Origin of the sequence: Pseudomonas sp. Xaverov 259, assembly GCF_019352915.1 — a bacterium.
Lineage (GTDB): Bacteria > Pseudomonadota > Gammaproteobacteria > Pseudomonadales > Pseudomonadaceae > Aquipseudomonas.
In genome coordinates this window covers 965,349-984,873 of record NZ_JAAAFV010000057.1, presented here as the reverse complement: position 1 = coordinate 984,873, position 19,525 = coordinate 965,349, and the positions used below count along the sequence as shown (strand labels likewise).

Sequence of the window (19,525 nt, the reverse complement as noted above, 5' to 3'; positions counted from 1 at the left end):
ACCGACGGCCGCAGACGCGAAGAGGGGCGGCACTATACCTAGGCGAGCGTGATCCGTCTGCACGGGGCGATTAAAGGTTTCAGCCAGGCGGTTGCAGGCAAGGAGGGTTTGCAGGGCGATATTGGATTTTTTATGGGCTTCATTTCACAACCTTGGGGCAAAAAAAAGGGCCTGAAGAACGAGCCTTCAGGCCCTCAAAAGGTGAGAGGTGTCTAGTCCCTCAACCTGGTGAGCGGTGCATCAAACGCTTAGGCCTTCAGCGGGACCAAGCGTGGGGCAATCATGTTTTCGGGGCGCAGGATGTCGTCGAGCATGGCGTCGTCGAGCAAGCCTTCTTCGCGCACCAGTTCCAGCACGCCGCGGCCGCTTTCGAGGGCGATACGCGCAATGCGGGTGGCGTTTTCATAGCCGATGTACGGGTTCAGCGCGGTGACCAGGCCGATGGAGTGTTCCACCAGTTCGCGGCAGCGTGCTTCGTTGGCGGTGATGCCGACGATGCAGTGCTCGCGCAGCATGTCCATGGCGCGTTGCAGCAGGCGGATCGAGTCGAAGATCTTGAAAGCGATCAGCGGCTCCATCACGTTCAACTGCAGTTGGCCGCCTTCGGCTGCCATGGTCAGCGCCAGGTCGTTGCCGATGACTTGGAACGCTACCTGGTTCACGGCTTCCGGGATCACCGGGTTGACCTTGCCGGGCATGATCGAGCTGCCTGGCTGGCGTGCCGGCAGGTTGATCTCGTTGATGCCGGTGCGTGGGCCGCTGGACAGCAGGCGCAGGTCGTTGCAGATCTTCGACAGCTTCACCGCCGTACGCTTGAGCATGCCGGAGAACAGCACGAAAGCGCCCATGTCGGAGGTGGCTTCGATCAAGTCGGCAGCTGGAACCAGCGGCTGGCCGCTGATCAGCGCCAGGCGTTGTACGGCCAGGGCCTGGTAGCGCGGGTCGGCGTTGATGCCGGTGCCGATGGCGGTGCCGCCCAGGTTTACTTCGGTCAGCAGCTCTGGCGCCAGGGTTTTCAGGCGCGCCAGGTCTTCACCCAGGGTAGTGGCGAAGGCGCGGAATTCCTGGCCGAGGGTCATCGGCACGGCGTCTTGCAATTGGGTGCGGCCCATTTTCAGCACGTGGCCGAACTCGACGCCTTTGGCGGCGAATGCCTGAATCAGGCTGTCGAGGCTGGCCAGCAGCGCGTCATGGCCCAGCAGCAGACCCAGGCGGATCGCGGTCGGGTAGGCGTCGTTGGTCGACTGCGCCATGTTCACGTCGTTGTTAGGGTGCAGGTACTGGTACTCGCCCTTGTTGTGGCCCATGGCCTCCAACGCGATGTTGGCGATGACTTCGTTGGCATTCATGTTGGTTGAAGTGCCGGCGCCGCCTTGAATCATGTCCACCACGAACTCTTCGTGGAAATCGCCGCGGATCAGACGGGCACAGGCTTCGCTGATGGCAGCGTGCTTGGCTTCGCTGAGCTGGCCCAACTCGCGGTTGGCGTCAGCGGCTGCTTGCTTGACCATTGCCAGGCCGACCACCAATTTCGGGTAATGCGAAATCGGAACGCCCGAGAGGCGGAAGTTATTCACCGCTCGCAGGGTCTGGATGCCGTAATACGCTTGAGCTGGTACTTCGAGTACGCCAAGCAGGTCTTTTTCTGTGCGGAATGATGCAGCGGAGGACATGACGGAAATCATCTCGATATGGACCCGGAACAGGCCGGAACGCTGCGAATGCTAGGCTTGTAGAAGTTTTTGGGCCAATGCTGTTCAGCACTGGCCTATGCACAAACGGCATAATGTAGGTGTGACCCGGTTATCATGGCGGGCGTGTGTGCCAAAATGGTGCGTACCCGTGGGAGGAAGTGATGAACCTTGAGAGCAAATGGCTGGAAGACTTCAGCGCCCTGGCGGCGACGCGCAGCTTTTCCCAGGCGGCGGAGCGGCGCTTTGTGACCCAGCCGGCGTTCAGTCGACGTATTCGCAGCCTGGAAGCGGCGCTGGGGCTGACCCTGGTCAATCGCTCACGCACACCGGTGGAGCTGACGGCGGCGGGGCAATTGTTTCTGGTCACCGCGCGCACGGTGGTCGAACAGCTCGGTGAAGTACTGCGCCATTTGCATCACCTGGAAGGCGGGCAAGGGGAGGTCATGCAAGTCGCGGCTGCCCACTCCTTGGCGCTGGGCTTCTTCCCCCGTTGGATCGCGCAACTGCGCAACGAAGGTTTGAACATTGCCACGCGATTGGTTGCCACTAACGTCGGTGACGCCGTGCACGCGCTGCGCGAAGGTGGCTGCGACCTGATGCTCGCGTTCTACGACCCGGACGCGGCCATGCAGATGGACGCCGAGATCTTTCCCTCGCTGCACCTGGGCAACACCGAGATGCTCCCGGTGTGCGCCGCCGACGCCAACGGCAAACCGCTGTTCGACCTGGAAGGTGAGGGCAGCGTGCCGTTGCTGGCCTACAGTGCCGGTGCGTTCCTGGGGCGCTCGGTGAATTTGCTGCTGCGCCAGAGGGCTCTGCGCTTTACCACCATCTATGAAACCGCCATGGCCGACAGCCTCAAGAGCATGGCGCTGGAAGGGCTGGGCATCGCCTGGGTGCCGCAGTTGAGCGTACGGGCGGAACTGGCCCGTGGCGAGCTGGTAGTGTGCGGCGGCCCGCAATGGCATGTGCCGCTGGAGATTCGCTTGTATCGCTGCGCACTGGTGCGCAAGGCGAATGTGCGGTTGTTGTGGCGCAAGCTCGAAAGTGGCAGCGCAGTGAGTTCCTCCGCATGAGCGGAGGGAGGTCAGTGATTGTTCGAACTGATGGAAGTAAAACGGTAAAAGGGCTGTTGGTATTAATCTTTGCTGGCCAGATAATTCTTAATATTTTGCCGATTGGCGGGGCTGAAAGTATAAGTGGTGGAACTGCTACTGTGGGGTGCCATGTAGGTATAAGTCTTAATGTCCTCGTACCAGCTTCCGAATAGCCACCAAGCCTTGAGGAGCTTAAGGCCATTGGCCCAGCGGCGCTTGATATGCACTTCAGAGTCGTCATGTTTGGCCCCTAATAAATGACCGATCTCATGCGCGACGACTTCTGGCGAGACCAATGATGCGATGGCGAATGTTCCGCCTTTGGTTTCCCCATATGTGCTCGCGACGCCTAAAACGTTATCGTTTAATTGATCGTTGGTAACGAGAACGACTTTGGTCAACTCATTGGTTTTTAAGCCGTCATTTGTCATTTCTTCGAGAATTTGAGTGCCGACAGTTTGCCAGCGTGTTGCAGCGTCATCAAAAACATCGCCTTTGTATTCCATGCTGCTTTGGGGCTCGCGTTGCGCGAAGACGACATGGATTTTCCGCTCTGCGAAGCTCTCCAGCTCGTTTACGACTGCGTGAAAATAATCAGCGTAAATGGTTTCTCGTTTTGACTGCGCCACGTCATTATGAATAACAGCGATAATGGTAATGTCTTTTTTGGGTAGGTCTTCGATTGTCTGAGTCATCCTTTAATCCTTTCAAGAAGTTCAAAGTTACTGATAGTGAATCAGGATGTCAGTGAGTTTATTGAATGAGGGCATTCCACCGGGCGGTAATTAATGCTCGACGGTACGGCGGTTTGGCGAGCGGACGTGAGTGTGTGCTTTGGCGTGCGTTAGAGGCTGACCTTAGAGTCAATAAATCCCTCGGTAGCAAGGAATGACAGATGGTCATCCCAGGGGCTGTTTATCTGGATTATTACGGTATACTGCGCGGCCTTCGGCCGGTCCAACCGGCCTTAATTCGTACACCAAGCCACGCCGGATTTCCCGCGTGGCTTGTTGTTTTTTGACGCGCCTGCGGGCGCCCAGAGAGAAGAGGCACGACGATGAGTGCATTGGTTGGCGTGATCATGGGCTCCAAGTCCGATTGGTCCACCCTTAGCCACACCGCCGATATGCTGGAAAAACTCGGCATTCCGTATGAAGTGAAAGTGGTCTCTGCCCACCGCACCCCGGATTTGCTGTTCCAGTATGCCGATGAAGCAGAATCCCGTGGCATCGAGGTGATCATCGCCGGTGCCGGCGGTGCGGCGCACCTGCCAGGCATGTGTGCGGCCAAGACCCACCTGCCGGTGCTCGGTGTGCCGGTGCAGTCGTCGATGCTCTCGGGCGTGGATTCGCTGTTGTCCATCGTGCAGATGCCGGCCGGTATTCCGGTGGCCACCCTGGCGATCGGCAAGGCCGGCGCGATCAACGCCGCATTGCTGTCCGCCAGCATCCTGGGCGCCAAGCACCCGCAGTTTCACGCGGTGCTGAAAAAATTCCGTGCTGAGCAGACAGACAGCGTGCTGGACAACCCAGACCCACGTATCGCCTGAAGGTATTGATTGATGAAAATCGGTGTAATCGGTGGCGGCCAACTGGGTCGCATGCTGGCCTTGGCGGGCACCCCGCTGGGGATGAACTTCGCTTTCCTGGACCCGGCGCCCGACGCCTGCGCGGCGGCCTTGGGTGAACACCTTCGCGCTGACTACAGCGACCCCGACCATCTGCGCCAACTGGCCGATGAAGTCGACCTGGTGACCTTCGAATTCGAAAGCGTCCCGGCCGAAACCGTGGCCTTCCTGTCGCAGTTCGTGCCGGTATACCCGAGCGCCGAAGCCTTGCGCATCGCTCGCGACCGCTGGTTCGAGAAGAGCATGTTCAAGGACCTGGGCATTCCGACCCCGGCCTTCGCCGATATCCAGTCCCAAGCGGACCTGGAAGCGGCCGTCGCCAGCATCGGCCTGCCGGCCGTGCTTAAAACCCGCACATTGGGTTATGACGGCAAGGGCCAGAAAGTCCTGCGCACCGCTGCCGATGTGGTTGGTACTTTTGCCGAACTGGGCAGCGTTGCCTGCCTGCTGGAAGGCTTCGTGCCGTTCACCGGTGAAGTGTCGCTGATCGCCGTGCGCGCCCGCGATGGCGAGACCCGCTTCTACCCGTTGGTGCACAACACCCACGACAGCGGCATCCTCAAGCTGTCCGTGGCCAGCACCGACCACCCGTTGCAGGCCCTGGCCGAAGACTATTCCGGTCGCGTGCTCAAGCAGCTGGATTATGTCGGCGTGATGGCGTTCGAGTTCTTTGAAGTCGACGGCGGCCTCAAGGCCAACGAAATCGCCCCGCGCGTACACAACTCCGGGCACTGGACCACCGAAGGCGCCGAGTGCAGCCAGTTCGAAAACCACCTGCGGGCGGTGGCAGGCTTGCCGTTGGGCTCCACGGCCAAGGTTGGCGAGAGCGCGATGCTCAACTTTATCGGTGCAGTGCCACCGGTGGAAAAAGTCATCGCCATTGATGACTGCCACCTGCATCACTACGGCAAGGCGTTCAAGGTCGGGCGCAAGGTCGGCCACGCCAACCTGCGTTGCAAGGACCGTGCGACCCTTGAGGCGCAGATCCTCAAAGTCGAAGCGTTGATCGCCGAGCAATAACCTTGAGGGCGGCGGGAACCATTGGTTATCGCCGCCTCTCTGATTGCAGGACGCTAAAGTCTGACTAGGCTTTTGTGTAGTTCACTTCATTCAGAGGGAAATGCCATGGGTATCATCGGAACCATCTTTATCGGCTTGATCGTCGGCCTGCTGGCGCGTTTCCTCAAGCCTGGCGACGACAGCATGGGCTGGATCATGACCATCCTGCTGGGTATCGCAGGTTCTCTGGTCGCCACCTACGGTGGTCAGGCCCTGGGCATCTACCAGGCGGGTCAAGGCGCGGGCTTCCTCGGCGCGCTGATCGGCGCCATCGTGCTGCTGGTGATCTACGGCCTGCTGAAAAAGAAATGATCTAAGCGACAAAGCCCTCTGCGCTGCGCAGGCGCAGAGGGCTAGAATGCTCGGCATCTGAACTTGCCGAGCTTTTTCATGCGCCGTCTTTTATTCACACTCCTCCTGTTGGGCTCTGGCCTGGCGCACGCCGGCGAACTGCCGGAAACCGATTGGCTCGACCTGATGCCGCTTTCAGACCAGAAAGCCCTCGAAGCCATGCCCGAGATCGACCACAACTCCCCCGAAGCCCAAGGCACGTTCACCGACAAAGGTGGCTTGAAGCAGAGCAAAGGCTTGCCGGCGGTGATGTATTCGACCAAGACCGTGGCCGCCATGAACGGCAAGAACATTCGCATCGGCGGCTACCCAGTGCCGTTGGAAACTGACGCCAAGGGCCGCAGCACGCTGTTTTTCCTGGTGCCGTACCCAGGCGCCTGCATCCACGTGCCGCCACCGCCGCCTAACCAGTTGGTGCTGGTGCGTTATCCCAAGGGGCTGAAGCTGGATGATATCTACACGCCACTGTGGGTGACGGGCACATTGAAGGTGGAGAAGGTCAACAACGATTTGGCGGACGCGGCGTATGCGCTGGATGCTGGGAAGGTCAGGGTAGTGAAAGAGTCCGATCTCTAGATCATGACGCAGAACCTAATGTGGGAGCGGGCTTGCTCGCGAAGGCGTAGTGTCAGTCAATATAACTTTGACTGGTCCACCGCATTCGCGAGCAAGCCCGCTCCCACATTTTTGATTGGGTTTACAGGCCGATACTGGTGATGCTCACGCCCAAAGTATGGCTTTCGCCCGGCGCCAAGCTCACCACATCATCCCGCACATTTGCCGTCTCGATGCACAGCATGCCCTGCCAGCCATCATCGGCCATGTCGTCAAACGCCTTGGCACGTTCGGTCCATGGGTTCCAGATCACGGTCGAGTTCGAACCCTGACTGGTGAGCTGGATGCAACGCTGCCAATCCTTATCGACGATATTCAATTGCGCCGGAGTATCCAGGTAGATACGGTCAGTCTCGCCGCTGAAGTGCAGCAGGCCGGATTGCTTCTTCTCGGCCCAGCCATCGGCGGTGTCGATATACGCGAGTCCATCCAACCCTTCGACTTGCACCTTGCGCACGTCACTCACTGCAAAGTAAGTGTGCAATGCCTGGCTGAGGGCCACGGTGTCGGTGCCACGGTTGTGACTGGTCAGGCGGATGTGCAGTTGATCGTCCAGCAACAGGCTCAGTGTCAGGTCGACCTGATGCGGCCAGCCGGGGAAGCCGCCCGCGGGAACTGGCAGCACCAAATCCACCCGCAGCGCTTGGCCTTCGAGTTCGCTTGCAGCCAGCTCCCACAGTGCGGTGCGCACAAAACCATGGGCACCGGCCGGTTGCTCGCTCTGGCGCATCGCTTTCACGCTCTGCGGGTTGCGATCAAATACGCCAAACCACGGCCAGCACACCGGCACGCCGGTACGAATGCCTTTGCCTTGCTTGAACACCGCTTCAGGGTTCGGCCAGATCAGCGGCTGTTCGCCCTGGCGCTGGTAACTGAAGATGTGCGCGCCCTGTTGGGCCACCATCAGTTCGGCGCCGTTGTGGCGAATGCGCCAGCAGTCCAACTCGTCGATTTTTACGCTTTCAACGTGGGGCACAGGCATACAAAGCACTCTTTATGGCAGGCAATGGGGCAATTGACCGTCAAAACCCGGTGAGGTTTAACGCGCGCGTGACGGCACCGAACGCGTGCGGCCGCTGCCATCGATGGCGACAAACACAAACACCGCCTCGGTGACTTTGCGCCATTCACTGGACAGCGGGTCGTCGCTCCACACTTCAACCATCATCTGGATCGAGCTGCGGCCGATTTCCAGGGCTTGGGTATAGAAGGAGAGTTGCGCGCCCACCGCTACCGGCACCAGGAATGCCATGCGATCAATGGCCACGGTAGCCACGCGGCCACCGGCGACCTTGCTGGCCATGGCCGTGCCGGCCAGGTCCATCTGCGCGACCAGCCAGCCGCCGAAGATATCGCCAAATCCGTTGGTTTCACGCGGCAGTGCGGTGATTTGCAAGGCGAGATCGCCTTGCGGGATAGGATCTTCTTGTTCGAATTCGATCATGCCGAGGGTGCCTCTGACCCGTGACGCTTCATGGGTATTTCAAGTGGATAGCCGTCTTCTGGAAAAACGTTTCAGCACCAACCTACACCGCTCGATACGTTTCTCGTAAGGCGCACTAAAGGGAAACTCTGCCAAAGCGGCTGGAATACACCCTTAGGGTCACCCAACAACGTTTTGGCACAGCAGCCCCTCAAGACAGCGGGTTTGGCGCTTGCACGGGCCGAGTATATCGAGACCCTGTGGCGGCGACGACCTCTGCACGCTCATTTGGTCGGCAAATCTGCGCTGTATCGCGGCTTTTTGCAGAAACTGTGCCTATCGCCGGGAATATTTGCGGCATCTGGACTGTTATCCGGGTCAGCACCTTTAGAAGAGAAGCCCGATATGCCCACCGTTCCCGCGAGCGCCGTGCAAGCTGCCCGCCCGTTGACGCGCACTGACTACAAAACCTTGGCGCTGTCTGCCTTGGGCAGCGCCCTGGAGTTTTACGACTTCATCATCTTCGTATTTTTTGCCGCGATGGTGGGCAAGCTGTTTTTCCCGCCGGACATGCCCGAGTGGATGCGCCTGGTACAGACCTTCGGCATTTTTGCCGCCGGCTACCTGATTCGCCCGTTGGGCGGCATCGTCATGGCGCACTTCGGTGACCTGCTGGGGCGCAAAAAGATGTTCAGCTTGAGCATCTTCCTGATGGCGCTGCCGACCCTGGCCATCGGCCTGTTGCCGACCTATGCCCAAGTCGGCCTGTTAGCGCCGGTACTTTTGCTGTTGATGCGCATGATCCAGGGCGCGGCGATTGGCGGTGAGGTGCCGGGTGCGTGGATCTTTGTGGCTGAACACGTGCCGGCCAAGCGCATCGGTTATGCAGTGGGCGTGCTGTCGGTGGGCCTGAACCTGGGAATCTTGCTCGGCTCGCTGATCGCCACGGGCATTAACAGCACGTATAGCCCGGAGCAGGTGGCGGATTACGCGTGGCGCATTCCGTTTCTGCTGGGTGGAGTGTTCGGGCTGTTGTCGGTGTACCTGCGCCGCTGGCTGCATGAAACGCCGGTATTTGCCGAGTTGCAGCAGCGCAAGGCATTGTCGCGGGAGGTGCCGTTGCGCACGGTGCTGCGCGAGAGCCGTGAGTCGATCGTGCTGTCGATGTTGATGACCTGGTTTCTGTCGGCTGGCGTCGTGGTGGTGATCCTGATGACGCCCGCGCTGCTGCAAGGCGTTTACCACTTCGCGGCCAAAACCGCGCTGCAGGCCAATAGCCTGGCGATTGTCAGCATGGCGCTGGGCCTGGTGATTGCCGGCAAGCTCTGCGATCGCATTGGCGCGGGCCGGGTGCTGGTGTTTGGCTGCTTCGGCTTGATGGTGGTGTGCTGGGCGCTGTATGCCAGCCTGGCGATTCACCCTGAGTGGCTATTCCCGCTCTACACGCTGACCGGCCTGTTCGTGGGCACGGTGACGGCGGCGCCGTTTGTGATGGTCACCGGCTTTGCACCGGCGGTGCGTTTCAGTGGCCTGTCGTTTTCCTACAACCTGGCCTATGCGGTATTGGGTGGCCTGAGCCCGGTGTTCGTGTCACTGCTGCTCAAAGAGAGCCCGATGGGCCCGGCTTACTATGTGGCGCTGGTGTGCGTGATGGGCATGGCTGTCGGTGCCTATCTATGGAAGCGCGGGCGTTAAGCAACGCTGTGCTTTTGCGGGCGATTTGTTATCGTGCCGAACCGACCCCGGCGCTTGCCGGGGTCTCGCGTTCGCCGTTCTGACAATAAGAGAAGCCTTGCCATGTCCTCCGTGCCTGCAAGCAGTGCGCAACCTTCGCGCCCGCTGACCCGCAACGACTACAAAACCCTGTCGCTGTCTGCCTTGGGCGGGGCGCTGGAATTCTACGACTTCATCATCTTCGTGTTTTTCGCCACGGTGGTCGGGAAGCTGTTCTTCCCCGTCGACATGCCCGAATGGCTGCGCATGATGCAGACCTTCGGCATCTTCGCCGCCGGCTACCTGGCACGCCCGCTGGGCGGCATCATCATGGCGCACTTCGGTGACCTGCTGGGCCGCAAGAAAATGTTCACCCTGAGCATCTTCATGATGGCCGTGCCGACCCTGATCATGGGCCTGCTGCCGACCTACGCACAGATCGGCCTGTGGGCGCCGCTGCTGTTGCTGTTGATGCGCGTCATCCAGGGCGCCGCCATTGGCGGCGAAGTACCGGGCGCCTGGGTGTTTGTTTCCGAACACGTACCGCCGCGCCATATCGGCTATGCCTGCGGCACCCTGACCAGCGGCCTTACCGCCGGTATTTTGCTGGGTTCGCTGGTGGCGACCGCCATCAACACCCTCTATACCCCGGAGCAGGTCTCGGATTACGCGTGGCGTATCCCGTTCCTGCTTGGCGGTGTGTTCGGCCTGCTGTCGGTGTACTTGCGCCGTTGGCTGCATGAAACACCGATCTTCGCTGAGATGCAGCAGCGCAAAACCCTGGCTGCCGAGTTGCCATTGCGCGCGGTACTGCGTGACCACCGTGGCGCCATTGTGCTGTCGATGCTGCTGACATGGTTGCTGTCGGCGGGTGTGGTTGTGGTCATCCTGATGACCCCGACCGTGCTGCAAACCGTCTACCACTTCAGCCCGACCGTGGCGCTGCAAGCCAATAGCCTGGCGATCGTTACGCTGAGCCTGGGTTGCATCGCTTCCGGCGCGCTGGCTGACCGTTTTGGTGCCGGTCGCGTTTTGGTCACCGGTTGCGCGTTGCTGCTGGCCACCTCCTGGACGCTGTATCACAGCCTGATGGCCCACCCGGACTGGCTGTTCCCGTTGTACGCATTGACCGGCCTGTTCGTGGGCACCATCGGTGTAGTGCCTTACGTGATGGTGAAAGCCTTCCCGCCGGTGGTGCGTTTCAGCGGCTTATCGTTCTCTTACAACGTCGCCTATGCCGTATTCGGCGGCCTGACGCCATTGGCGGTATCGCTGCTGATGAAGGAAAGCCCGATGGGGCCTGCTTACTACGTGGCTGTGCTGTGTGTGATGGGGATAGCGGTCGGTGGTTACCTGTGGAAGCGCGGGCGCTGATTGATCGTTCCCACGCTCTGCGTGGGAATGCCGGCCTGGACGCTCTGCGTCCGCTTTTGAAGGTCGTGACGCAGAGCGTCACTGGATGCGTTCCCACGCAGAGCGTGGGAACGATCAATGTCAGCATAGATTACAGAGTGTTTCCGAAACATCGCGCCAACCGCCTGAACCTCCTCGCAAGCCCCGGATTTATTGCACTTTCCCCTTCCTGTCAGGTTTTTCATAAATACTGGCCTTTCATCTAATTGTCATATTCCAGACATAGAGTGTTCACACGGCCTACCGATACTTGGCCCCGATCCAACTATCCCTATCTGCTAGGAGCAAGGCATGAAACTGAAACGTTTGATGGCGGCAATGACTTTTGTCGCTGCTGGCGTTGCGACCGCCAACGCGGTGGCCGCTGGTGTTGATCCGGCAATCCCGGCTTACGTTAAGACCACTGGTGTGTCGGGCAACTTGTCCAGCGTCGGTTCCGATACCCTGGCTAACCTGATGACCCTGTGGGCCGAGGGTTACAAAAAGGAATACCCGAACGTCAACATCCAGATTCAGGCCGCCGGCTCCGCCACTGCACCTCCTGCGCTGACTGAAGGCACCTCCAACCTGGGCCCGATGAGCCGCAAGATGAAGGACACCGAACTGGCGGCCTTCGAGCAGAAGTACGGCTACAAGCCAACCGCTATCCCGGTTGCCGTGGATGCCCTGGCCGTGTTCGTGCACAAGGACAACCCGATCCAGCACCTGACCATGGAACAAGTCGACGCGATCTTCTCCTCGACTCGCCTGTGCGGCGCTAAAGCCGACGTTAAAACCTGGGGTGACCTGGGTGTGACCGGCGACCTGGCCAACAAGCCAGTTCAGCTGTTCGGTCGTAACTCGGTATCCGGCACCTACGGCTACTTCAAAGAAGAAGCCCTGTGCAAAGGCGACTACAAGCCAAACGTCAACGAACAACCAGGCTCGGCTTCGGTCGTGCAGTCGATCAGCTCCTCGCTGAACGGCATTGGTTACTCGGGCATCGGCTACAAAACCGCCAGCGTGAAGACCGTGGCCCTGGCCAAAAAAGGCAGTACTGACTTCATCGAAGACAGCGAAGAAAACGCCCTGAACGGCAAATACCCGCTGTCGCGCTTCCTCTACGTGTACGTCAACAAAGCCCCGAACAAGCCTCTGGCCCCGCTGGAAGCTGAGTTCGTGAAACTGGTTCTGTCCAAACAGGGCCAGGAAGTAGTAGTTAAAGACGGTTACATCCCACTGCCAGCCAAAGTTGCCGCCAAGGCACTGGCTGACCTGGGCCTGAAAGAAGGCGGTAAGTAAGCCTGCAATACCTGATGTAGCAGCGGGCCCTGTGGGAGCGAGCTTGCTCGCGAAGACGGTGTGTCATTCAACTCATCTGGCGACTGACACACCGCCTTCGCGAGCAAGCCCGCTCCCACACAAAGCCCGCCCGCATCTCTAATTCTTTAATCCGCTGCCAGCCCTGCTACGCGGCGGATTTCTTGCGTCACTGCATTGTCATCTTTCTGTCATACAGGATCGCTAGGGTGTGCGCATGAATGATCTGGCCAATTCCACCATGACGACGACTTCTCCCCCCAAGCGTATTGATTTCAATACGCCTGAGCTGCAACGCAAGCGCCGCATTCGCGCGCTCAAAGATCGCCTGACCCGCTGGTATGTGTTGATCGGCGGCCTCGCCGTGCTCGGCGCGATTACCCTGATCTTCTTCTTCCTGGCCTATGTAGTTGCGCCCCTGTTCCAAGGTGCCTCGCTGACCAAGGAAGACGCGCTGACACCCGCCTGGATGCAGGATGCCGGCAAGCCGTTGATGATCTCCCTCGAAGAACAGAACCAGGTTGCCATGCGGGTTTCCGACAAGGGCCAGGCGTTGTTCTTTGACGTGAGCACCGGTGCGGAGCTCAAGCGTGTCGACCTGCCATTGCCTGCGGGCGCCACTGTGGTTTCGATCGGCAAAGACCAGCCAGGCAGCCCGTTGGTGATCCTCGGTTTGTCCAATGGCCAGTCCCTGGTGTTCCGTCACACCTATAAGGTGTCCTACCCGGACGGCAAAAAGACCATTACGCCAGCCATTGAATACCCTTACGGCGAAACGCCTATCGTCCTTGACGAGCAGGGCCGCCCGCTGGAGCACGTCGCGCTCAACGCCACCGATTCATCGCTGGTGGTGGCAGGCTCCGCTGGTTCGTTCTTGAACGTACTGAGCCTGAGCCGCGAAGAAAACATGATGACCGGTGAAGTCACCAGCGAGCAGAAGCGCATCGAGCTGCCGCAAATGACCGAGCCGGTGAAGGCGATTTTCGTCGACCCGCGCCAGCAGTGGCTGTATGTGATCAACGGCCGTGCCCTCGCTGACGTCTTCAGCTTGCGCGACAACAGCCTCAACGGTCGCTACAAACTGCTGGAAGACGGCAACGCCGAAATCACCGCCAGCACCCAGCTGGTGGGCGGTATTTCGCTGATCGTCGGTAACTCCAAGGGTGGCCTGGCCCAGTGGTTCATGGCCCGTGACCCGGACGGCGAGCAACGCCTGAAGCAGATCCGCACCTTCCAGATGGGCACCGCGCCTATCGTGGAAATCACCGCCGAGGAACGTCGCAAAGGCTTCACCGCCCTGGACGCATCCGGCAAGTTCGGCGTGTTCCACAGCACCGCGCACCGCACCCTGCTGGTCGACCCGGTGGTGGATGGCCAAGGCCTGTTTGGCATGTCGCCACGCGCCAATCGCGTGATCGTCGAGGCCGGCGGCAAGCTGCAACCACTGCTGCTCGACAACCCACATCCGGAAGTGTCGTGGAGCGCGCTGTGGAGCAAGGTCTGGTACGAAAACTACGACGAGCCTAAATACGTCTGGCAATCGACCGCCGCCAACACCGACTTCGAACCCAAAATGAGTTTGGCCCCGCTGACCTTCGGTACCCTCAAGGCTGCGTTCTACGCCATGCTGCTGGCGGCACCACTGGCGGTGGCTGCGGCAATCTACACCGCTTACTTCATGGCCCCGAGCCTGCGCCGCAAGGTCAAGCCGGTGATCGAACTGATGGAAGCAATGCCGACGGTGATCCTCGGCTTCTTCGCCGGCCTGTTCCTGGCACCGTACGTGGAAGGGCACTTGCCGGGGATTTTCAGCCTGCTGATGTTGCTGCCGATTGGCATCCTGGTCGCCGGTTTTGTCTTCAGCCGTTTGCCTGAGTCGATCCGCCTGCGGGTTCCGGATGGCTGGGAAAGCGCGATCCTGATCCCGGTGATCCTGTTTGTGGGCTGGCTCTCGCTGTACATGAGCCCGTACCTGGAAACCTGGTTCTTCGGCGGCGACATGCGCATGTGGATCTCCCACGATCTGGGCATCACTTACGACCAGCGCAACGCACTGGTAGTCGGCCTGGCCATGGGCTTTGCGGTGATCCCGAACATCTACTCCATCGCCGAAGATGCCGTGTTCAGCGTGCCGCGCGGCCTCACCCTGGGCTCGTTGGCCCTGGGCGCCACGCCATGGCAGACCATGACGCGCGTGGTGATCCTGACCGCCAGCCCAGGCATCTTCTCCGCACTGATGATCGGCATGGGCCGCGCAGTGGGTGAAACCATGATCGTGCTGATGGCCACCGGTAACACGCCGGTGATGGAGATGAACCTGTTCGAAGGCCTGCGCACATTGGCGGCCAACGTTGCGGTGGAGATGCCTGAGTCGGAGGTCGGTGGCAGTCACTACCGCGTGCTGTTCCTCTCGGCGCTGGTGCTGCTGCTGTTCACCTTCATCATGAACACCCTCGCCGAGCTGATTCGTCAGCGTCTGCGCAAGAAATACTCGTCGCTTTAAGAAAGGTAGAAGTCTGTGAAACAGAACTCCCTGAATGGATGGTTCAAGAGCGGCGCCCCGGGCGTCTGGATCAGCGGTGGCGCGGTGTCCATCGCGGTCATCATGACCATTGGTTTGCTGGCCGTGATCGCCGTGCGTGGTCTGGGCCACTTCTGGCCGGCCGACCTGATCCAGGCCAACTACAGCGTGCCTGGCCAGGAAAACCATATCGTCATCGGCGAAGTGGTGCAGAAGGAAGAAGTGCCGCGCGAACGCCTGAAAAGCGCGGGCCTGCCGGTGCCGGACCAAGGCCCGGAGTTCATGACCCGCGAGCTGATCAAGGTCGGTAACCGCGACTTGAATGGCAACGACTTCACCTGGATCGTCGGCGAGTGGTTGAAAGACCAGACTACGCCGAAGAACCTGATGGCCATTGAACGCCGTGAGTGGGGCAACTTCTACGGCACCCTGGTCAACGTCAAGCAAGATGGCAAGGTGATCGCCGAAGGCGAAGCCGCATGGCCGCAGCTGCAAGCCCGCGTCGACCGTGTGAACAAGCTGGCCGCCCAGCTCAAGAGCCTTGAGAAAACCGACATAGGCGCGATCAACGCAGGCCTGGAACGCATCCGCCTGCACGGCCGCAAGCTGGAGCTGGAAGGCAAGCTCGACGCTGCCGCCCAGGCCGACATGGACTCCGGCCGCGCCGAGCTGAATGCCCGTTACCAGGACATCGAAGCGCGCCTGGCCGACCTGCACACCCAGTTCAACCGCGACAGCCTGACGGCCCGCGACGGTAACGGCAAAGAAATCGAGATCGGCATCGGCAAAGTGGTGCACGCCTACCAGCCGAACGCCATGGGCACCCTGACCAAGGTGGGTTTCTACTTCAGCAAAGTCTGGGAATTCTTGAGCGACGACCCACGGGAAGCCAACACGGAAGGCGGGATTTTCCCGGCCATCTTCGGCACCGTGATGATGACCCTGATCATGGCGATGATCGTGACCCCGTTTGGCGTGCTGGCGGCGGTGTACCTGCGTGAATACGCCAAGCAGAACACGCTGACCCGCATCATCCGTATCGCGGTGAACAACCTGGCCGGCGTACCGGCCATCGTTTACGGCGTGTTTGGCCTGGGCTTCTTCGTTTATGTACTGGGTGGCTCGGTGGACCGCCTGTTCTTCGCCGAAGCCCTGCCGGCGCCGACCTTCGGTACGCCGGGCCTGTTGTGGGCCTCGCTGACCCTGGCGCTGCTGGCCGTGCCGGTGGTGATCGTGGCCACCGAAGAAGGCCTGGCGCGGATTCCCCGCACCGTGCGTGAAGGTTCCCTGGCACTCGGCGCAACCAAGGCGGAAACGCTGTGGAAGATCGTGCTGCCGATGGCCAGCCCGGCGATGATGACCGGCATGATCCTCGCCGTGGCCCGCGCCGCCGGTGAAGTGGCGCCGCTGATGCTGGTGGGTGTGGTCAAGCTGGCACCGTCGCTGCCGCTGGATGGCAACTACCCGTACCTGCACCTGGACCAAAAGATCATGCACCTGGGCTTCCATATTTATGACGTCGGTTTCCAGAGCCCCAACGTCGAAGCGGCGCGCCCGCTGGTGTACGCCACCGCGCTGTTGCTGGTGCTGGTGATCGCCACGCTGAACTTGTCGGCGGTGTGGATTCGTAACCACCTGCGCGAAAAATACAAAGCACTGGACAGTTAATTGAAGTGAACGCGGACTAAATGTGGGAGCGGGCTTGCTCGCGAATGCGGTGTATCAGAAACCTGTTTGCTGGCTGAACCACCGCTTTCGCGAGCAAGCCCGCTCCCACACTCGACCGCGTAACACGCAGATTTTTGAGTAAACCGCCTCGGCGGTTCAACCAAACGAATTGGTAGCACAGGGAGCATCCCATGCAACATGAAACCCATTCCCACGGCATCAACATGTCAGCCCTGGGTCGCGACAAGCAGAGCCTGAGCCTGGCCCAGGAAACCGTGGCCATCGAAGTGCCGGGCCTGAGTCTGTACTACGGTGAGAAGCAGGCGCTGTTCGACGTCAGCATGAACATCCCCAAGCAACGCGTGACCGCCTTTATCGGCCCATCGGGTTGCGGCAAGTCCACGCTGCTGCGCACCTTCAACCGCATGAATGACCTGGTTGACGGTTGCCGCGTAGAAGGCGCGATCAACCTCTACGGCACCAACATCTACCGTAAAGGCGAAGACGTGGCCGAGCTGCGTCGCCGCGTGGGCATGGTGTTCCAGAAGCCAAACCCGTTCCCCAAGACCATCTACGAAAACGTGGTGTATGGCCTGCGCATCCAGGGCATCAACAAAAAACGCATCCTCGACGAAGCCGTTGAGTGGGCCTTGAAAGGCGCGGCGCTGTGGGACGAAGTCAAAGACCGCCTGCATGAATCGGCACTCGGCCTGTCCGGCGGCCAGCAGCAGCGTCTGGTGATCGCCCGTACCATCGCCGTGGAGCCGGAAGTATTGCTGCTCGACGAACCGTGCTCGGCACTCGACCCGATCTCGACGCTGAAAGTCGAAGAGCTGATCTACGAGCTGAAATCCAAGTTCACCATCGTCATCGTGACCCACAACATGCAACAGGCGGCGCGGGTTTCCGACTACACCGCGTTCATGTACATGGGCAAGCTGGTGGAATTCGGCGACACCGACACCTTGTTCACCAACCCGGCGAAGAAGCAGACCGAAGACTACATCACCGGTCGTTACGGCTAGTACGCGGTGGTTCTGATTGCATTGAATGCTGCGGTTCTCCGCACCTTACCGGACGTTCCAAGGACGCCAACATGATTAGCAAAGAAGGCCTTACCCACCACATCTCCGCGCAGTTCAACGCCGAGCTTGAGGAAGTGCGCAGCCACCTCCTGGCGATGGGCGGGCTGGTGGAGAAGCAAGTCAACGATGCGGTCACCGCGCTGATCGAGGCCGACTCGGGCCTGGCCCAGCAAGTGCGCGAGATCGATGACCAGATCAACCAGATGGAACGCAACATCGACGAAGAATGCCTGCGCATCCTGGCCCGTCGCCAGCCGGCGGCCTCCGACCTGCGTTTGATCATCAGCATTTCCAAGTCGGTGATCGACCTGGAGCGCATCGGCGACGAGGCCACCAAAATCGCCCGCCGCGCCATCCAGCTGTGCGAAGAAGGCGAAGCGCCACGCGGTTATGTGGAAGTGCGCCACATCGGCGACCAGGTGCGCAACATGGTGCGCGATGCGCTGGACGCGTTCGCCCGCTTCGACGCCGAACTGGCATTGTCGGTGGCGCAATACGACAAGACCATCGACCGCGAATACAAGACCGCACTGCGCGAGCTGGCCACCTACATGATGGAAGACCCACGCTCTATCTCGCGGGTCTTGAACATCATCTGGGTGCTGCGCTCCCTGGAACGTATCGGCGACCACGCCCGTAATATCTCGGAACTGGTGATTTACCTGGTGCGCGGCACCGACGTGCGGCACATGGGCCTCAAGCGCATGAAAGCCGAAGTTGAAGGCACGGCCGATCAAATCCCTAATGTTCCTGGCGAATCTGACGATAAGTAAGGTTGCCCGAGAAAATAACGCCCGGCCTTTGGTCGGGCGTTTTCGTTTGTGGCATCTGAATTTTTTGCGCAGCAGGAGCAATAAAGTCCTTCTGTGACCAGCGGGTTTTGGCAAAATGCCATCAGTCAGGCGTTTTGCATGCCGACGTTTTAATAGGATGAAGGGTCGATGAGTAAAGTCAGTGTATTGGTGGTGGACGACGCCTCGTTTATCCGCGATTTGGTGAAGAAGTGCCTGCGCAACTACTTCCCGGGCATCAAGATTGAAGACGCGGTGAACGGCAAAAAGGCGCAATCCATCCTGATGCGCGAGACCTTCGACCTGGTGCTGTGCGACTGGGAAATGCCTGAGATGTCCGGCCTTGAGCTGTTGACCTGGTGCCGAGAGCAAGCCCATCTGAAGGCCATGCCGTTCGTGATGGTGACCAGTCGTGGCGACAAGGAAAACGTGGTGCAGGCGATTCAGGCCGGGGTTTCCGGTTATGTGAGCAAGCCGTTCACCAACGAGCAACTGTTGAACAAGGTCAAGCAGGCTTTGCACAAGATTGGCCGCCTCGACGCCCTGATCGCCAGCGCGCCGACCAAGATGAATTCGGCCTTCGGCAACGACTCTTTGAGCGCCCTGACCGGCGGCAAGCCCGAAGCGATCAAAGCGGCGCCGGTTGCTGCACCGAGCAAAGGTCTGCTCAACAGCCCGCCTGTTGCAGCCCCTGCCGCATCGCCCGCCGGTGGTCGTGGTCAAGGCCAGTTGCGACTGTCCAGCGGCAACCAGCAATGCGTGATCAAGGCGCTGAGCATCAAGGAAGCGCTGCTGGTGGTGCGTCGCGGCGAAGTGCTGCCCCAGGTACTGGAAAGCGCCGTACTCGACCTTGAGCAAGGCGAAAACGCCGAAGTCGCGCGCCTCAACGGCTACCTGCACGCCGTCGTCGCCTATGAGCCCAGGCCCGACAGCGATTGGCTGCAACTGACCTTCCGGTTTATCGACCAGGATGCGCAGAAGCTCGACTACATCTCCCGCCTGATCGCGCGCGGTACGGCGCAGAAGCACTTTGTGCCGGGTGCTTAATCGCCTGAATTGAGGGAATCGACCGACTGTCTGATTCCCGCTGGGTCGCTTGATTTATATCTGTTTCGATATAGTCTCTCGATAACGCGTCAGTGTTATCGAGCCTTTGCTATGCCTTGAAA

The 19,525-nt window shown here is 59.9% G+C and carries 17 protein-coding genes; 13 read left to right on the top strand and 4 right to left on the bottom strand.

Annotated features, from left to right (window positions below; genetic code table 11):
- Positions 1-248: 248 nt before the first annotated feature.
- Complete coding sequence (gene aspA / locus K0H48_RS27385) at positions 249-1,673, bottom strand: aspartate ammonia-lyase (protein WP_017135792.1); 1,425 nt, start codon at positions 1,671-1,673, stop codon at positions 249-251.
- 182 nt (positions 1,674-1,855) lie between these two features.
- Here aspA and K0H48_RS27380 point away from each other — a divergent pair, with 182 nt between their 5' ends.
- Positions 1,856-2,770, top strand: a complete 915-nt coding sequence (locus K0H48_RS27380) for a LysR substrate-binding domain-containing protein (RefSeq protein WP_219337455.1) — start codon at positions 1,856-1,858, stop codon at positions 2,768-2,770.
- A gap of 62 nt (positions 2,771-2,832) precedes the next feature.
- Here K0H48_RS27380 and K0H48_RS27375 read toward each other — a convergent pair whose 3' ends face one another.
- Positions 2,833-3,486, bottom strand: a complete 654-nt coding sequence (locus K0H48_RS27375) for a reprolysin-like metallopeptidase (RefSeq protein ID WP_219337454.1) — start codon at positions 3,484-3,486, stop codon at positions 2,833-2,835.
- Positions 3,487-3,848: 362 nt separating this feature from the next.
- Here K0H48_RS27375 and purE point away from each other — a divergent pair, with 362 nt between their 5' ends.
- The 4 genes from purE (at position 3,849) to K0H48_RS27355 (ending at position 6,404) form a co-directional block, all read left to right on the top strand.
- Positions 3,849-4,340 carry a 5-(carboxyamino)imidazole ribonucleotide mutase gene (gene purE / locus K0H48_RS27370; RefSeq protein WP_003195648.1) on the top strand — a complete coding sequence of 164 codons (492 nt, stop codon included), beginning with the start codon at positions 3,849-3,851 and terminating at the stop codon, positions 4,338-4,340.
- Between the two features lie 12 nt (positions 4,341-4,352).
- Complete coding sequence (locus tag K0H48_RS27365; protein ID WP_219337453.1) at positions 4,353-5,438, top strand: 5-(carboxyamino)imidazole ribonucleotide synthase; 1,086 nt, start codon at positions 4,353-4,355, stop codon at positions 5,436-5,438.
- A 105-nt stretch (positions 5,439-5,543) separates the two neighbouring features.
- On the top strand, positions 5,544-5,789 hold the full coding sequence (locus K0H48_RS27360) for a GlsB/YeaQ/YmgE family stress response membrane protein (RefSeq protein ID WP_058424295.1): 246 nt from the start codon (positions 5,544-5,546) through the stop codon (positions 5,787-5,789).
- Between the two features lie 78 nt (positions 5,790-5,867).
- Positions 5,868-6,404 carry a DUF3299 domain-containing protein gene (locus tag K0H48_RS27355; RefSeq protein ID WP_017135795.1) on the top strand — a complete coding sequence of 179 codons (537 nt, stop codon included), beginning with the start codon at positions 5,868-5,870 and terminating at the stop codon, positions 6,402-6,404.
- 121 nt (positions 6,405-6,525) lie between these two features.
- On the opposite strand, the gene K0H48_RS27350 is transcribed toward K0H48_RS27355, so the two are convergent.
- A complete protein-coding gene (locus K0H48_RS27350; protein WP_219337452.1) occupies positions 6,526-7,425 on the bottom strand; it encodes a D-hexose-6-phosphate mutarotase in 900 nt (299 codons plus the stop codon).
- A 57-nt stretch (positions 7,426-7,482) separates the two neighbouring features.
- Positions 7,483-7,887, bottom strand: a complete 405-nt coding sequence (locus K0H48_RS27345; RefSeq protein WP_138813263.1) for an acyl-CoA thioesterase — start codon at positions 7,885-7,887, stop codon at positions 7,483-7,485.
- Positions 7,888-8,271: 384 nt separating this feature from the next.
- On the opposite strand from K0H48_RS27345, the gene K0H48_RS27340 reads away from it, so the two are divergent.
- From K0H48_RS27340 to K0H48_RS27305, 8 genes are all read left to right on the top strand, one after another.
- The gene (locus K0H48_RS27340) at positions 8,272-9,561 is read left to right on the top strand and encodes an MFS transporter (protein ID WP_219337451.1); all 1,290 of its coding nucleotides are present in this window, start codon (positions 8,272-8,274) and stop codon (positions 9,559-9,561) included.
- 102 nt (positions 9,562-9,663) lie between these two features.
- Complete coding sequence (locus tag K0H48_RS27335) at positions 9,664-10,953, top strand: MFS transporter (RefSeq protein WP_219337450.1); 1,290 nt, start codon at positions 9,664-9,666, stop codon at positions 10,951-10,953.
- A 330-nt stretch (positions 10,954-11,283) separates the two neighbouring features.
- The gene (locus tag K0H48_RS27330; protein ID WP_003213401.1) at positions 11,284-12,273 is read left to right on the top strand and encodes a phosphate ABC transporter substrate-binding protein PstS; all 990 of its coding nucleotides are present in this window, start codon (positions 11,284-11,286) and stop codon (positions 12,271-12,273) included.
- Between the two features lie 487 nt (positions 12,274-12,760).
- A complete protein-coding gene (locus tag K0H48_RS27325; protein ID WP_219337620.1) occupies positions 12,761-14,794 on the top strand; it encodes an ABC transporter permease subunit in 2,034 nt (677 codons plus the stop codon).
- A gap of 15 nt (positions 14,795-14,809) precedes the next feature.
- Positions 14,810-16,480: a phosphate ABC transporter permease PstA gene (pstA, locus tag K0H48_RS27320; protein WP_219337449.1), complete on the top strand. Its 1,671-nt coding sequence runs from the start codon at positions 14,810-14,812 to the stop codon at positions 16,478-16,480.
- Between the two features lie 191 nt (positions 16,481-16,671).
- Entirely contained in the window at positions 16,672-17,505 is an 834-nt protein-coding gene (pstB, locus tag K0H48_RS27315) for a phosphate ABC transporter ATP-binding protein PstB (RefSeq protein ID WP_048723523.1), read from the top strand.
- Between the two features lie 71 nt (positions 17,506-17,576).
- Entirely contained in the window at positions 17,577-18,338 is a 762-nt protein-coding gene (phoU, locus tag K0H48_RS27310; RefSeq protein ID WP_053258703.1) for a phosphate signaling complex protein PhoU, read from the top strand.
- A 168-nt stretch (positions 18,339-18,506) separates the two neighbouring features.
- Positions 18,507-19,403, top strand: coding sequence for a response regulator (locus tag K0H48_RS27305; RefSeq protein WP_219337448.1), 897 nt, complete (start codon positions 18,507-18,509; stop codon positions 19,401-19,403).
- Positions 19,404-19,525: the final 122 nt, after the last annotated feature.

What these genes read in the sequence shown, in the direction of transcription:
- aspA (WP_017135792.1), bottom strand. Translation starts at nt 1,673, where the DNA reads ATGTCCTCCGCTGCATCATTCCGCACAGAAAAAGACCTGCTTGGCGTA.
- K0H48_RS27380 (WP_219337455.1), top strand. Translation starts at nt 1,856, where the DNA reads ATGAACCTTGAGAGCAAATGGCTGGAAGACTTCAGCGCCCTGGCGGCG.
- K0H48_RS27375 (WP_219337454.1), bottom strand. Translation starts at nt 3,486, where the DNA reads ATGACTCAGACAATCGAAGACCTACCCAAAAAAGACATTACCATTATC.
- purE (WP_003195648.1), top strand. Translation starts at nt 3,849, where the DNA reads ATGAGTGCATTGGTTGGCGTGATCATGGGCTCCAAGTCCGATTGGTCC.
- K0H48_RS27365 (WP_219337453.1), top strand. Translation starts at nt 4,353, where the DNA reads ATGAAAATCGGTGTAATCGGTGGCGGCCAACTGGGTCGCATGCTGGCC.
- K0H48_RS27360 (WP_058424295.1), top strand. Translation starts at nt 5,544, where the DNA reads ATGGGTATCATCGGAACCATCTTTATCGGCTTGATCGTCGGCCTGCTG.
- K0H48_RS27355 (WP_017135795.1), top strand. Translation starts at nt 5,868, where the DNA reads ATGCGCCGTCTTTTATTCACACTCCTCCTGTTGGGCTCTGGCCTGGCG.
- K0H48_RS27350 (WP_219337452.1), bottom strand. Translation starts at nt 7,425, where the DNA reads ATGCCTGTGCCCCACGTTGAAAGCGTAAAAATCGACGAGTTGGACTGC.
- K0H48_RS27345 (WP_138813263.1), bottom strand. Translation starts at nt 7,887, where the DNA reads ATGATCGAATTCGAACAAGAAGATCCTATCCCGCAAGGCGATCTCGCC.
- K0H48_RS27340 (WP_219337451.1), top strand. Translation starts at nt 8,272, where the DNA reads ATGCCCACCGTTCCCGCGAGCGCCGTGCAAGCTGCCCGCCCGTTGACG.
- K0H48_RS27335 (WP_219337450.1), top strand. Translation starts at nt 9,664, where the DNA reads ATGTCCTCCGTGCCTGCAAGCAGTGCGCAACCTTCGCGCCCGCTGACC.
- K0H48_RS27330 (WP_003213401.1), top strand. Translation starts at nt 11,284, where the DNA reads ATGAAACTGAAACGTTTGATGGCGGCAATGACTTTTGTCGCTGCTGGC.
- K0H48_RS27325 (WP_219337620.1), top strand. Translation starts at nt 12,761, where the DNA reads ATGCAGGATGCCGGCAAGCCGTTGATGATCTCCCTCGAAGAACAGAAC.
- pstB (WP_048723523.1), top strand. Translation starts at nt 16,672, where the DNA reads ATGCAACATGAAACCCATTCCCACGGCATCAACATGTCAGCCCTGGGT.
- phoU (WP_053258703.1), top strand. Translation starts at nt 17,577, where the DNA reads ATGATTAGCAAAGAAGGCCTTACCCACCACATCTCCGCGCAGTTCAAC.
- K0H48_RS27305 (WP_219337448.1), top strand. Translation starts at nt 18,507, where the DNA reads ATGAGTAAAGTCAGTGTATTGGTGGTGGACGACGCCTCGTTTATCCGC.